General features: G+C 64.4%; 7 protein-coding genes. 5 read left to right on the forward strand and 2 right to left on the reverse strand.

Translation table 11 applies throughout. The features are described 5' to 3' along the window. Nucleotides 1-803: 803 nt before the first annotated feature. From ABCR88_RS23330 to ABCR88_RS23350, 5 genes are all read left to right on the forward strand, one after another. Nucleotides 804-2,471: a ShlB/FhaC/HecB family hemolysin secretion/activation protein gene (locus tag ABCR88_RS23330; RefSeq protein ID WP_350404915.1), complete on the forward strand. Its 1,668-nt coding sequence runs from the start codon at nucleotides 804-806 to the stop codon at nucleotides 2,469-2,471. A 104-nt stretch (nucleotides 2,472-2,575) separates the two neighbouring features. Beyond that, nucleotides 2,576-7,534: a hemagglutinin repeat-containing protein gene (locus ABCR88_RS23335; RefSeq protein WP_350403613.1), complete on the forward strand. Its 4,959-nt coding sequence runs from the start codon at nucleotides 2,576-2,578 to the stop codon at nucleotides 7,532-7,534. A gap of 202 nt (nucleotides 7,535-7,736) precedes the next feature. Beyond that, nucleotides 7,737-8,363: a response regulator transcription factor gene (locus ABCR88_RS23340; RefSeq protein WP_019096116.1), complete on the forward strand. Its 627-nt coding sequence runs from the start codon at nucleotides 7,737-7,739 to the stop codon at nucleotides 8,361-8,363. A 43-nt stretch (nucleotides 8,364-8,406) separates the two neighbouring features. Next, entirely contained in the window at nucleotides 8,407-10,149 is a 1,743-nt protein-coding gene (locus ABCR88_RS23345; protein ID WP_350403614.1) for a response regulator, read from the forward strand. 121 nt (nucleotides 10,150-10,270) lie between these two features. Then, nucleotides 10,271-13,219, forward strand: coding sequence for an HD domain-containing phosphohydrolase (locus ABCR88_RS23350; RefSeq protein WP_350403615.1), 2,949 nt, complete (start codon nucleotides 10,271-10,273; stop codon nucleotides 13,217-13,219). Nucleotides 13,220-13,224: 5 nt separating this feature from the next. Here ABCR88_RS23350 and ABCR88_RS23355 read toward each other — a convergent pair whose 3' ends face one another. Together ABCR88_RS23355 and ABCR88_RS23360 are read right to left on the reverse strand one after the other, a co-directional pair. After that, the gene (locus ABCR88_RS23355) at nucleotides 13,225-13,707 is read right to left on the reverse strand and encodes a GAF domain-containing protein (protein ID WP_011062515.1); all 483 of its coding nucleotides are present in this window, start codon (nucleotides 13,705-13,707) and stop codon (nucleotides 13,225-13,227) included. Next, nucleotides 13,704-14,594: an ATP-binding protein gene (locus tag ABCR88_RS23360; protein WP_019092871.1), complete on the reverse strand. Its 891-nt coding sequence runs from the start codon at nucleotides 14,592-14,594 to the stop codon at nucleotides 13,704-13,706. The genes ABCR88_RS23355 and ABCR88_RS23360 overlap by 4 nt, the downstream gene beginning before the upstream one ends. Nucleotides 14,595-14,722 lie beyond the last annotated feature (128 nt).

The following is a 14,722-nucleotide window of genomic DNA, read 5'->3' on the forward strand; positions in this document are numbered from 1 at the left end:
CACTGTGCCAGGCACTTGATATGACCTGCGACATCCAATCTGCAACTAAGGGAATCCCCTAGCCAGCGTATCGCTATATAGTTTTCTATACGTCGATAATTTCACCGGCGACACCACCAGAAACTATGGGTGCAGTGCAGAATTCTTACCACCAAGACATCTAAGGAGATCCCCTAGCAACAACAGCCCGATCAAACAAGAACAACAATAGAGCAACTACTCAAACAGAAAGAGCAAGTAGCCGAAAACACTTGGCGCTCGCAAGTTGATATACGAACTGACGATTACAGAATTAAACATCCAGTTAGCCATTCAACCAAACATCCTACCTTTGAATAATTCACCCGAGCGCCACACCCCTTGCCAATCAGGGCTGACAAGCAAATTCCGTTAGCCTTCTATGTATTTACAATTTACGTACAAATAGCCTTTTAGGTTTCGGATAGTCTCGATTTCACAGGCTATCCCCCCCGCTGACCACTCCCCGGAAAAATTAATTTTGCGCTGCGTTGTAACGTTTCCACTGCAACTCACTCAACCCTTTTGTCATACCTGAATTTGCACTAACCCATCCGGCACTTACTCAGGAACTGTCACTTCCGAGCACTTGAGCACTGAACCTCAGATATAGATATCGAAGGTATTTAGCGTTCACAGAGCAGAACTAAAAGCGACGCCACTAGTTGAGCCTCATACCCGGCTTTCCGAGTATCTGTCACTTCGTCTTATTACAGTAAGGATGCCAAGTGCCCTATTCATTACGCACTGACCGCTCCCTTCTCCCCCACACCAGCACTTGGTGCCTGGGACTGCTGCTGGGCCTGACGTACCTGACGCCGGCCCAGGCCGATAACCTGCAACCGGGCCAGGAAGCCCTACGCCTGCAGCAACAACAGCAACGGGACCTGCAACAACTGCAACTGGAACAGCGCCAGCGGCAGATGCAGCGCGGCAGTTTCAGTAGCACCCCGGCGGCCCCCAGCCAACCCGCGCAGACTGCCAGCGACGAGCGCTGCTGGCCCCTGAGCGGCACCCGCATCGGCGGCGTCAGCCTGTTCGACAAGGCCCGGCTCAATGACTACATCAAACCGTATGTCGCGCCGTGCATGGGAGCCAACCAGATCAACCAGTTGCTGGCGGCCATCACTCGCCTCTATGTAGAGGCCGGCTACATCGCCAGCCGCCCTTACCTGGCCAGCACTCCGGCGGCCGGGCACAGCCTGGATATCCTGGTAGAGGAAGGCTACGTCGAAGCCATCGAACTGGCCGACCAGAGCCTGCCGGTGTCCCTGCGCGGCGCTTTCCCGGGCATGCTCGGCAAGCCCCTGTACCTGCGGGACCTGGAGCAGGGCCTGGATCAACTGAACCGCCTGCGCTCCCTGGACCTGACCGCCGACATCGCCCCCGGCAGCCAGCCCGGAGCCTCGCGGATCATCCTGCGCTCGCGCAGCAGCGCCGCACGCTGGGGCCTGGGCCTGGGGGTGGACAACCTGGGCAGCGCCGGCACCGGGCGTGACCGGCAGTCGATCAACCTCAATCTCGACAGCCCATTGCAGATCAACGATGCGCTGAACCTGAACTACAGCGACACCCTCAACCACGGCCCGCGCTACAGCCGCAGCAGCAGCCTGTTCTACTCGGTACCCTACGGCTACTGGACCTACAGCCTGTTCGCCAGCCATGCCGAATACCGCGCGCCGCTCAAGCTGCCCCGCACCACCTTGTACAACAGCGGGCGTACCGACATGGTCAGCGGCCGCGCCGACCGGGTGCTGTGGCGCGACCAGAGCCACCAGCTCAGCGCCAACCTGCAACTGGCCTACAAGGACGTGGACAGCTACCTGCAGAAGGCCCACCTGCAGATCCAGAGCCCGACCCTGACCGTGGCCGAAGCCGGGCTCAACCTGTTCTGGCTCGACAGCGCAGTGTGGAACCTGGATGTCAATTACGCCCAGGGCCTGACCTGGTTCGGCGCCGACCGCGACTCGCAGCAGGTACAGCGCAACCTGCCCCAGGCGCAATTCCGCAAGTACCGCGCCGGCCTCAGCCAGTGGCGCAACGGCCAGCTGGGCACCCAGCGCTGGCAGTGGCAGAGCCAGCTCTCGGCGCAGTACAGCCCGGACCCGCTGCCGGCCATCGAACAACTGCTGGGCACCGACGATTCGGCGGTGCGCGGCTATCGCATCAACAGTGCTTCCGGCGCCATTGGCGCGGTATGGCGCAACACCCTGCGCCTGCCGCTCGACAACGACCTGCCGGTCAAGATCACCCCGCGCCTGGGCCTGGACAACGGCTGGATCAAGGCCGAGCACGGCGCCCGGAGCCGGCAGCTGAGCGGTGCCAGCTTGGGGCTCAACCTGAGCTGGAAAAAACTCCAGGTCGACCTGGACTACCAACGCAGCCTCAACACCCCAGAAGGTTTCCGAACGGAGCCGGAAGTCTGGCTGGCCAGGTTCAGCCTGCAGATTTGACCCGACCGCCGATTAGCCTGAATCAACCGACGAACCTGAGCATCACGCGCCGTTGCCCCCTTAGAAAGCAACGCCCGGCTCACCCCACTCAGAACGAGGTTCTCATGCCTGACAACACTCACAGGTTCCACCTTTCGCCCCAGGGCACATTGCGCTGGACCATCGCCGGCCTGCTGCTGGTCTCCCATCTGCCCCTGGCCCTGGCCGGCGGGATCACCGTGGCCGAGGGGCCCGGCGGCATCCCCCAGCTGCAAAACCAGGGTGGCGTACCCATCGTCAACATCGTCGCGCCCAATGCCGGCGGCCTGTCCCACAACCAGTTCCTGGACTACAACGTCGGGCAACAGGGCGTGGTACTGAACAACGCCTTGCAGGCCGGGCAGTCGCAACTGGCCGGGCAATTGGCGGCCAACCAGCAGTTCCACGGCCAGGCGGCCAGCGTGATCCTCAACGAAGTGATCAGCCGCAATGCCTCGCAACTCAATGGTGCCCAGGAGATCTTCGGCCGCGCCGCCGACTTCGTGCTGGCCAACCCCAATGGCATCTCGGTCAATGGCGGCAGCTTCATCAACACCCCCAATGCCAGCCTGGTGGTGGGCCGCCCGGAACTCCAGGACGGCAAGCTGCAAGGGCTCAACACCCAGGATGCCCACGGCCAGTTGGCTATCCAGGGCGGTGGCCTGCGCAACGCCGAGGGTTCGATCAATCTGATCGCCCCGCGCATCGACAGCCAGGGCGCCCTCAAGGCCCGGGACCAGTTGAATGTCACCGTCGGTCGCAACCAGCTGGACTACCCCAGCGGCCAGGTGCGTAACGTCGACCCGGCAAGCCGCACCCAGGAGCAGCGCATCGACGCCAGCCTGTTCGGTGCCATGCAGGCCGGGCGGATCAATATCGTCAGCACCGCCGAAGGTGCCGGGGTGCGTGTCGGCGCCGTCCAGGTGGACGGCCGCGACGGGGTCAAGCTGAGTTCCGCCGGTGACCTGGACATCCGTGGCCAGGCCGTGGACAACAGCCTCGACGCGATCCGTGCCGGGGTCAGCAGCCAGGGCGACATCGAGCTGCACGGAGCCAAGGACCTGACCCTGGCCGCCACCGATGTCAGTGGCCGCAACGTCAAGCTCGACGCCGGGCGCAACCTGACCCTGAGCAGCATCGAAAGCCGCAAGCTCCAGGAAAAACGCCAGCGATGGGAAAACAGCACCATCGGCATCACCTGGGAAACCTACGACAGTACCCACACCGACAGCGACAGCCGCCAGCACGGTAACAAGGTCGTCGCCCGGCAGGATGCCGAGCTGAATTCCGGCGCCAGCACCCAGATCCAGGGCAGCAGCGTCGAGGCCGGCAATCGCCTGAGCGCCCAAAGCGGCGGCGACCTGCGCCTGACCGCTGCCACCGAGACCCACACCCAGCGTGACCAGGGCCAGCATCGCAAGCACCTGTGGAAGGAAAACTGGGACAACGCCAGCAGCGAGCAGCGCACCGTCACCAGCCAGCTCAAGAGCGGCAAGCAGCTGGAACTGACCAGCCAGCAGACACTGCAACTGCAGGGCGCCGAACTGCACAGCCAGGGCGACATCCTGCTGAGCGCCAAGGACGTCGACATCACCAGCGCCAGCCGCCAGCAGAGCCAGAGCAACCAGCGCTACTCCGGCGACCTGGTGGGCGGTGGCTTCTTCGGCAAGAACGCCGACGGCGACCAGGGCAAGACCCAGAACCAGGGCAGCAAGGTCAACGCCGACGGCAAGCTGATCGTGCGCGCCGACAGCGTACGCATCAGCGGCAGCCAGGCCCGCGGCGGCACCGAGGCCAGCGTCATCAGTGACAAGGGCGCGCTGACCATCGACGGCGTGCGGGACACGTCCCACAGCAACAACCACAGTAAGGACAGCAAGTTCTTCGGCATTGCCAAGGACGAGAGCCGCCAGCAGAACAAGGGCAGCACCACGGTCGGCAGCCAGTTGCGCTCGGACAGCAACCTCAAGTTGCAGAGCGCCGAGGACCTGACCGTCAGCGGCTCCCAGGTCGCCGCAGCAGGGGCACTGGACGCCAGCGCCAAGGGCACGATCAAGGTCGCGGCCGCCGAAGACACCCAGCACGACAGCAGCAGCACCCAGAAGCGCGGCTTCGACGCCTACGCCAAGGAAAATGCACCGGGCACCGGCCAATACCGGGCCGGGGTGCGCTACCAGGATCAGCAGCGCAACGACAGCAGCGACAGCACCCGGCAACAGGCCTCCAGCCTCACCGGCGGCACCCTGGCGGTCACTGCCGGCGAAGATCTCAAGGTGCAAGGCAGCGACCTTGCGGCCACGGCCGGCGATGCCAGCCTGAGCGGCAAGCATGTGCAGTTGCTGGCCGCGGACAACACAACCGAGAAGCACAGCGACAGCACCACCACCGGCGGCGGCTTCTATTACACCGGCGGCCTGGACCGGGCCGGCAACGGCGTAGAAGTGGCGCACAACAGCAGCCAGGACAGCAGCAGCAAGAGCACCGCGCAAACCAGCAACATCGGCGCCAGCGGCAACCTGACCATCAACGCCGGCAACCGCCTGACCACCGAAGGGGCCCAGGTCAAGGCTGGCGGTACCTTGCAGGTCAACGCCGGCGAGGTGGTGAACAAGGCCGCCCGCAACAGCGAAACCAGCCACCACCAGGATAACAACTGGGCAGTGGATGTCGGCGCCAACGTCGAATACAAGGGCGTCACCCGGCCGATCGAGAAGGCCATCCAGGGCGTGGCCCAACGCAAGTTCCATCAACCGGGAGTACTCGATGCCCTGGAACAGCCCAACGTCGGGCTGGACGTGGACGTCAGCCACCAGAACCGCCAGCTGGACAGCAGCAGCGGCACCGCGGTGGTCAGCCAGTTGAGCGGTGGCCAGGTCGAGGTCAAGGTCAAAGGCCAACTGCAGGACCAGGGCACCCAGTACCGTGCCACTGATGGCGCGGTGAAAATCAGCGCCGACAGCCTGCTGGCCAGCGCCGCCAGCAACAGCACCAGCAGCAGCGAACAGGCCCTGGATGCCAAGGCCGGCGTGCGGGTCTACACCAATACCGGCGAGGACCTGAACATTCGCGGCAGCGGCGCCGGTGGCAGCAGTACCGTCACCAGCAGCAAGGACCAGGCCCAGGTCGGCAGCTACAACGCCAGCCAGGGCGTGGACATCCAGCTGGCCGGCGACGGGCGCTTCGAAGGCAGCCAGTTCAATGGCGGCCAGGGTGGCGTGAAGCTCAAGAGCGGCGGTGAACTGGCGCTGAACCAGGCCAATGACCGCCAGAGCAGCAGCAACTCCAGCCTGCGTGGCGACGCCTCGCTGACCCTGGGCACCACCCCGGGCAGCAACGGCAGCAACCTCAACCTGGGTGCCGGCGTCCAGCTGGACCACAAGAGCCTGGAGCAGCAGGACAGCCAGGCGCGGGTTGCCAGCATCCAGGGCCAGGGCCCGGTGCAGCTCGACAGCGGCGCCAACCTGACGCTGCAAGGCACGCAGATCGGCAACGCGGCACGGCCTACCGGCGATATCCGCCTGGGCGCTGGCGGCAAGCTGGACCTGCAAGCCGCCGTGGACACCCACACCAGCCAGGGCAGCAACCTGGGTGGCGGGCTCACCGCCGGTGCCAGTAAAACCAGCAGCGAGCAAAGCAGCGGCAAGAGCGCCAACCTCAGCGCCAACTTCAACATTGGCCGGGTCTCTGAAAACGACCAGAGCCAGCGCGGCGCGCAACTCTACAGCCAGGGCCAGGTCCTGCTGGGCAGCGCCGCCACCGGCGACGACGCGATTCACTTGCAGGGCACCCGGATCGATGCCGGCAAGGTCGTCCTGGATGCGGCCCAGGGCGGCATCTTCCAGGAGTCGGCGCACTCTACCCAGGCCCATGACAACTGGGGCCTGACCCTGGGCGCCGGTGGCAGCATGGGCAAGACCACCCTGGCCGATGCCAGCGAGCACGACTCGCCGAAAATCGACCGCGGGATCAACGCCCGGGCCAAGATCGACGTCGACCAGCGCCAGAGCACCACCCAGCACAACAGCCTGATCAAGGCCGACCAGGTGGTCCTCAACAGCGCCGGCAACGTGCATCTGGCCGGGGCCAACATCGACGCGCAACGGGTCGACGGAGCCATCGGTGGCCGCCTCGACATCGAAAGCCGCCAGGACCGCCTGCGCAGCACCCAGGTCAATATCGACGCCAAGCTGGAGGTGGCGAAGAACCAGCCCGGGCTGGTGGACAAGCTGGCCAAGCCGGCCGGCCCGCTCAAGGACGACCTGAAGGCCAAGGCCGAGAAAGGCTTCGACAAGCACCGCGAGAAACTGGAGAACGCCGTGGACAAGGGCGTCGACAAACTCGGCTCGGCCAAGGACAGCGTGGTCGCCCAGGCCAGCAACGCCAAGGAGCGCCTGGGCGAGAAGCTCAGCCGCAGCGGCAGCTACGACGTCAACCCCGAGCCCCGTGGCGCCTTTGGCAACGGTGTGGACAAGGCCAAGAGCTACCTGGCCGACAAGGCCGACGCCGTGGGCAATGGCTTCTCCAGCCTCAAGGAACGCTTCTGGCCGAAAACCAGCGACAGCTACTCGGTCAGCGAGAAGAACACCACCGGCAGCAAGGTGGCCAACACCGCTGAAGGCGTACTGTTCGGCGACAAGAGCGGCAACACCTCCTACACCCCGACCTTGAACCTGGGCTTCAGCCATGTTGGCAAGGACAGTGTGGAGCAGGCCTCGGGCATCCTTGGCCAGCAAGGGGTGAACCTGCGGGTCAGCGGTGAAACCACGCTCACCGGTGCACGCATCGGTGCCAGCGAGGGCCGGGTCGACCTGGGGGGCTCCAAGGTCACCAGCAACGCCCTGGCCGGCTCGGACTACCGTGTCGACGCCGGGCTCAACCTGTCCAAGTCACCGGTCAACCTGGCCCTGGGCGCCGGTAGCGAGCTGACCCGCAAACAGGACGAGGCCACCAGCAAGGACCAGGTGTTCAACCTCGGCCCGCTGCGTGTCGGCGGCCACAGCAACAGCCAGCTGCTGCAAGCCGGTATCGATCAGAAAACGCCATGAGGTCATGGCCGCCCTCCTTCCTGGGAGGGCGGCCTGGGTGCCCCACCCTGTTGAACTTCCATTAGATGCCACCCGCCTGTAATCCCTCCCCTTATTCTGTGTAAGGCGCTTCCTAGATTGCGTCTAACCGCACTTTCGCCACTTTTCCCCTCCACCAGCTGGGCTAACGTTCGGGCTTTCCATTGGTCGGCTGGAGGCCTGTATGGGCTCGGTACTAATCATTGATGATCATCCCGTGGTGCGCATGGCCATTCGTATCCTGCTGGAGCACGAGGGGTATTCGATCGTTGGTGAAACCGATAACGGCGTCGATGCACTGCAGATGGTCCGTGATTGCGAACCGGACCTGGTCATCCTCGATATCTGCATTCCCAAGCTGGACGGGCTGGAGCTGCTGGAGCGCCTCGGCAACATGCCGAGGCGCTCGCGGATCCTGGTCCTGACCGCCCAGTCCGCTGCCCTGTTCGCCAACCGCTGCATGCGCGCCGGGGCTTGCGGCTACGTCTGCAAACAGGAGGACATGAGCGAGCTGCTCAGCGCCATCAAGGCGATCTGCAGCGGCTACAACTACTTCCCCAGCCTGGCCCTGCAGGTTGACCGCAACACCCTTGGCTCGCCGCTGGAGTTGGCGCAGTTCAACTCACTCAATGACCGGGAATTGATGGTCCTGCAGCTGTTCGCCATGGGCCAGACCAACAAGGAAATTGCCGCCGGCATGTTTCTCAGCAACAAGACCGTCAGCACCTACAAGAAACGCATCATGCAGAAACTGGCGACCACCTCGATGAGTGAACTGGTGGACATGGCCAAGCGTAACGCATTGATATGAACCGCCAGCCAGCCTCTTCCCCGATGCGCCGGGTACCCTGGCCATGACCCCGGCCCTGCTGCCGATGGGCGTCGCTGCCCTGCTGTTGCTGTCGATTGCTGCCGGGCTGGGCCTGGCCTGCCTGTACCGGCAACTGCGCCAACACCGGCAACAGGTCCAGGCGCTGCAACAGACGGTGGCAACCCTGGGCACCAGCCTGCAGCAGGCCGAGCGGGCCAACCGCCTGAAAGGCCAGTTCCTCGGCCACCTTGGCCATGAGATCCGCACACCACTGAACGCCTTCATCGGCCTCCTGGAACTGGTGCTGCAACGCACCGAGGACGGCTCAGCCAACCGTGGTTCCCTGGAGCTGGCCCTGGGTGCCGCCAGTGACCTGCGGGAGCTGCTCGGCGACCTGCTGGACATCAGCCGGATCGAGTCCGGGCAACTGCAACTGAACCCGGCCTGGACCTGCCTGAGCCACAGCGCCGAGGCAGTGCTGGGGGTGTTCCAGGCCCTGGCCCGGCAGAAGAACCTGGACCTGAGCCTGGAGTTCCAGGCCCCATCCCCCGAACCCCAGGTACTGGTAGATGGCCTGCGTTTCAAGCAGATCCTGACCAACCTGTTGAGCAATGCCCTCAAGTTCACCCGACAGGGCAAGGTGCAGGTCAAGCTGCAATTGCTGCCAGCGGCGCGCCCCGGGCACTTCGACCTGCTGCTGCGGGTGCTGGACACCGGCATCGGCATTCCCCCACAGGAGCGCCAGCGCCTGTTGCAGCCCTTCGCCCAGGTGGAACCGACCAGCCAGTCGCCACGGGACAGCAGTGGCCTCGGCCTGCCCATCAGCCATCAGCTGTGCCTGCAGATGGGGGGCAGCCTGAGCCTGCACGGCCGCACGGGCCCCGGATGCGAAGTGCAGGTCAGGCTGACCTTGCCTGGCCGCACGGCCGTCGCCCCCAGGCCCGTCGCCGCCACGCCGGCTGCAGCCCAACTGCCGCTGGATGTGCTGCTGGCAGACGATCACCCTGCCAGCCTGACCTTGCTGCAAGGGCAACTGGAGCACCTAGGGCACCGGGTCACCTGCGCCGGGAACGGGTTGCAGGCCTATCAGCTATGGCGCGAGGGCGACTTCGACCTGCTGATCGTCGACTGCAACATGCCCTTGATGAATGGCTACCAACTGGCCGAGGCCATACGCCGCAGCGAAGGCTCCGGGCCGGCGGTCAACCTGATCGGCTGCAGCGCCAGCAACGACCCGCAGACGCATCAGCGTGGCCTGGATGCTGGCATGCACGATTGCCTGTGCAAGCCCTTGGGGCTGGAGTTGCTGGGCTCACGCCTGGCGACGCTGTGTCCCCTGCCAAGGCCGGACAGTTTCAGCATCGAGGCCTTGTTCACCCTGACCCATGGCAAGCCGCAGCTTGTCCGGAGCATGCTGGAAAAACTGTCGCAGTGTTGCCGTGAGGATCGCCACCTGCTGGGGAGGATCCCGCCCGACGATTTCACCGCCCTGCTGGAGCTGGCCCACAAGATCAGGGGCTCGGCGCTGATGGTCCGGGCCACCCCCTTGCAGAACTGCTGTGAAGACCTGGAGCGGGCTTGCCTGGAACGGGCCGGGGCTACCGTCATCAGCACCGCTGTGCGCGCCCTGGACCTGGCCCTGATACGCCTTGCCCAATCCTTGCACCGACACCTCGAAGGCCAGGCTCAATCGCAACCTGCGCCGCCCCTCGAAGCAACCCAGCCTGCCTCTTGCCAGGAAAATAGCAAAAGGCCAGTATTGCCTCGCCGTCAGCCACACCCATGAAACCCGTAGCAACGGTTTCCTCGACCCCCTCGGTCCCCCGGTAAAGCCAAGGCAGGCGATGCCAGCCTTAACTATGCTTGGGTCCTGAGCCATGCCTCGTGTGCCTTTGGAGTGAATTGGAATGCTGAGCCCCCCTGCCTTAGCACAACGCCGCTTTCCTCTGCATATCCATATCAGTGCAATGTTCACCTTGCTGTTGCTCCTGACGGGTGTGGTGCTGGGCCTCTACAACTACCAGCAGACCACGCGGCTGATCCTCGACAGCAGTGAAAAGCTTTTCCAGCGAATCGAGCTGGATGTACGCAGCGACGTCAAGGCCACCTACGATCCCATGCGCCATCTGCTTAGCCTGCTGGCGGGCTCGCCAGCGGCCCAGACGGCGAACCTGGAAGACCGGCTGACCCTGCTGCGACCTTTCAGCCAGGCCCTGCTGGACAACCCGGACCTGGCTTCGCTGTACCTGGGCTACGCCAATGGCGATTTCTTCATGGTGCGGCCACTGCGCAATCCGCAGATCCGCGAGAAGCGCCAGGCCCCGCAAAACAGCGCCTACGAGGTGTGGAGCATCGAACGCGACTCCCGCACCGGCCAAGTCCATTCCCAATCGCTGTTCTATGACCCCGCGCTGGTATTGATCGACCGCCTGGAGCACCCCGACGAGCGCTACGACCCACGTAACCGCGACTGGTTCTCCAGCGCCCGGGGCGACGCCGACCAGATCACTACCCGCCCCTATGTGTTCTTTTCCACCCAGAACGTCGGCACCACCCTGGCCCGGCTCAGCGGCAAGATGGCCGTGATCGCCGCCGACCTGACCCTGGAACAGCTGTCCTCGACCCTGGCCAAGCACCGCGTCACACCCTCCACCGAGGTTGCCCTGCTGGATGACCAGGGCAACGTCGTGGCCTACCCGGACAGCCAGAAGCTGCTGCCCGAACAACGCAGTGCGCGGCTGGTCAAGGCGAACGATCTGAGCCCGGCGCTCGCTGCCCTGATGCGTGGCCAGACCGAAGGCGGCCATCTGCAGGCCCAGGGGCGCAGCTGGATTGTCGCCAGCGGCCATATCGCCGAGGGTGGCCCCGGCGGCTTGCAGTTGGCGCTGCTGGTGCCCGAGGACGAACTTCTGGCCGACGCCTATCGCCTGCGCTGGCAAGGCGCGCTGATCACCCTCACCACTCTGCTGCTGTGCCTGCCCCTTGGTTGGTTGATCTCCCGGGTCCTGGTACGGCCGCTGCACGCCCTGGTGCAGGAGGCCGACGCGATCCGCAGTTTCGATTTCGACTATCCGGTTTCCCGGCGTTCACCGGTGCTGGAAGTTGATCAACTGAGCATCTCGATGGCGCGGATGAAAGACACCCTGGCGAGCTTTTTCGAGATCAACGCCAGCCTGTCCGCCGAAACCCGTTTCGACCCGCTGCTGCAACGGGTGCTGTTCGAGACCGTGAAGATCGCCCAGGCCCAGGCCGGCCTGATCTACCTCTGTGAAAGCAAGGGCACGCGCCTGGAGCCCCATGGGCTGATCATCGATGGCCAACCCCAGGACATGACGCAGTTCCCCATCGGCTCCCGGGAACTGGCGGACAGCCGGACTCCCGAGTGGCTGAGCCAGCTGACCCACAACGACAGCGTGGTCACCACCCTGGGATTCGATCAGGCCGCAGACCTGCAGAGCGTGTTGCTGGCCCTCGACAGCCCCAGTGCGCACCTGGTGGGCATCCGCCTGCGCAACCGGCACAACGAAACCATAGGCATGCTCCTGCTGTTCCTGGTGGACAGCGGCGCCGAGGCCGACCTGGACAAACTCAGCCCGGACCGCATCGCCTTTATCCAGGCCGTGTCCGCCACCGCCGCCCTGTGCATCGAGAGCCAGCGCCTGCAGAACAAGCAGAAACAGTTGCTGGATGCCTTTATCCAGTTGCTGGCCGGAGCCATCGACGCCAAGAGCCCCTACACCGGCGGCCACTGCCAGCGGGTACCGGCCTTGACCCTGATGCTGGCCGAGGCGGCCGCCGCCAGCCAGGACCCGCGATTCGCTGCCTACCAGCCCGGCGAGGACGAGTGGGAAGCCTTGCACATCGCCGCCTGGCTGCACGACTGCGGCAAGGTCACCACCCCGGAATACGTGGTGGACAAAGCCACCAAGCTGGAAACCCTGAACAACCGCATCCACGAAATCCGCACCCGCTTCGAGGTGCTCAAGCGCGACGCCTGGACCGACTACTGGCGCGCCCTGGCCCTGGGCGGCGACGAACAGCCTCTTGCCGCCGAGCGCGAGGCCCGGCTGCTGGCCCTGGACGATGACTTCGCCTTTGTCGCCCGCTGCAACATGGGCACCGAATTCATGGCCGAGGCCGATCAGCAGCGCCTGCAGCGTATTGCCCAGCGCACCTGGAGCAGGACCCTGGACGATCGCCTGGGGGTTTCCTGGGAGGAGAACCAGCGCCAGGAACGCACCCCGGCGCCGAGCCTGCCGGTGCTGGAACCGCTACTGGCGGACAAGCCCGAACACCTGCTGGAGCGCAGCGCCACGGAAGTCATGGCGGCGGACAACCCCTGGGGCTTCAAACTGCAGGTGCCCAGCCACAAGTACAACCGTGGTGAGCTGTACAACCTGAGCATTGCCCGGGGCACACTGACGGCCGAAGAACGCTATGTGATCAACCACCACATCGTGCAGACCATCATCATGCTCGAGCACCTGCCCTTCCCCAGCCACTTGCAGAACGTGGCGGAGATCGCCGGCGGCCACCACGAGAAGATGGACGGCACCGGCTACCCCAAGCAGCTCAAGCGCGAACAGATGAGCCTGCCCGCACGGATGATGGCCATCGCCGACATCTTCGAGGCCCTGACGGCGGCAGACCGCCCCTACAAAAAGGGCAAGACCCTGAGCGAGGCGCTGAACATCATGGCCATGATGTGCCGCGATGCCCATATCGATCCCGAGCTGTTCGAGCTGTTCATCCAGCAGCGGATCTACCAGCGCTACGCGGAGCGTTTCCTGACGCCGCAACAGGTCGACCCGGTGGACCAGGATTCACTGCTCAAGAAGGCGGGCTTGAGCACCTGAGGGCTTCAGCAGTCGCTCAGGCGCAGAAAGATCGCCGCCAGTTGCTCGATTCCCGCCTGGTCGGCAACACCGAAGCGCGCCAGCTTCGGGCTGTCCAGGTCGAGCACACCGATCAACCGGCCGTCCTTGACCAGCGGCACCACCAGCTCGCTGTTGGAGGCGCTGTCACAGGCAATGTGCCCGGCAAAGGCGTGCACATCTTCTACCCGCTGGGTCTGCAGAGTCGCCGCCGCGGTACCGCAGACGCCACGGCCGAAGGGAATCCGCACGCAGGCGATCTGCCCCTGGAACGGCCCGAGCACCAGCTCCTGGTTGCGGTTGAGGTAGAACCCCGCCCAGTTCAGGTCCTCCAGCTGGCTATAAAGGAAGGCTGAGAACTGCGCGGCGTTGGCGATGAAATCACGCTCATCGGCCAGCAGCGACTCCAACTGCGCGCACAGCAGCCCGTAACCGTCCAGGCCTTGGCCGGCGCTTTGCAAATCGATCATGCTTTTTGCTCCAACAACTGCAGGCCCACCCAATAGCGGGCAAATTGATAGGCACAACGGCCATTGCGGTTGCCCCGGCCGGTGGCCCAGCGTACCGCGAGGATGTCCAGTTCTTCGTCACGCTGCCAGTCGAGGCCGGCCTTGCGCGCCAGTTCGCCGATCCAGTGCTCCACCACGTTGAGGAAGTGCTCCTGGGTGAAGGGATAGAACGACAGCCACAGGCCGAAACGGTCCGACAGGGCGATCTTGTCTTCCACGGCTTCACTGGGATGCAGCTCGCCGTCGACGCGCTTCCAGTTCTCGTTGTCGCTTTCCTTTTCCGGCACCAGGTGCCGGCGGTTCGAGGTGGCGTACAGCAGCACGTTCTCCGGGGCCTGCTCCAGGGAGCCGTCGAGCACGCTCTTGAGCACCCGGTAATCGCCCTCGCCGGCCTCGAACGAGAGGTCGTCGCAGAACAGCACGAAACGCTGGGGCAGCTTGACCAACTGTTCCACCACCCGCGGCAGGTCCGCCAGGTGGTCACGCTCGATCTCGATCAGCCGCAGGCCGCCCTTGGCGTGCTCGGCCAGCAGGGCCCGTACCAGGGAAGACTTGCCAGTGCCACGCGAGCCCCAGAGCAGGGCATGGTTGGCTGGCAGGCCGTCAAGGAACTGCTGGGTGTTGCGCGCCAATTGCTCACGCTGCTTGTCGACCCCGATCAGGTCGCTCAGGCGCATGTCCAGGCTGACTTCCAGCGGCAGCAGGAAACCGCTGCGCCCTTCACGCTGCCAGCGGGCCGCCAGGCACTGATTCCAGTCGATGGGCTGGCGCAGGGTGGGCAACAAGGGTTCAATCCGCGCCAGAACCGCATCGGCACGTTCAAGAAATGCATTCAATCGAGCATCCACGACTTTTCCTCAGGCACGTTCAAGGTAATGATGCGGCACACAGAGCAAACGCAATCCCGATCAAGGGGTCTATCGCTTTATCAGCTGCTGCCCGGCCAGCCCGGCAACCGAAAATGATCAGCTATGCT

The sequence above is a fragment of the Pseudomonas sp. W17 genome, from assembly GCF_040268305.1.
Taxonomy (GTDB): domain Bacteria; phylum Pseudomonadota; class Gammaproteobacteria; order Pseudomonadales; family Pseudomonadaceae; genus Aquipseudomonas; species Aquipseudomonas protegens.

Coding starts and splice junctions, on each gene's coding strand:
- ABCR88_RS23335 (WP_350403613.1), top strand. CDS start 2,576: ATGCCTGACAACACTCACAGGTTCCACCTTTCGCCCCAGGGCACATTG.
- ABCR88_RS23345 (WP_350403614.1), top strand. CDS start 8,407: ATGACCCCGGCCCTGCTGCCGATGGGCGTCGCTGCCCTGCTGTTGCTG.
- ABCR88_RS23350 (WP_350403615.1), top strand. CDS start 10,271: ATGCTGAGCCCCCCTGCCTTAGCACAACGCCGCTTTCCTCTGCATATC.
- ABCR88_RS23340 (WP_019096116.1), top strand. CDS start 7,737: ATGGGCTCGGTACTAATCATTGATGATCATCCCGTGGTGCGCATGGCC.
- ABCR88_RS23355 (WP_011062515.1), bottom strand. CDS start 13,707: ATGATCGATTTGCAAAGCGCCGGCCAAGGCCTGGACGGTTACGGGCTG.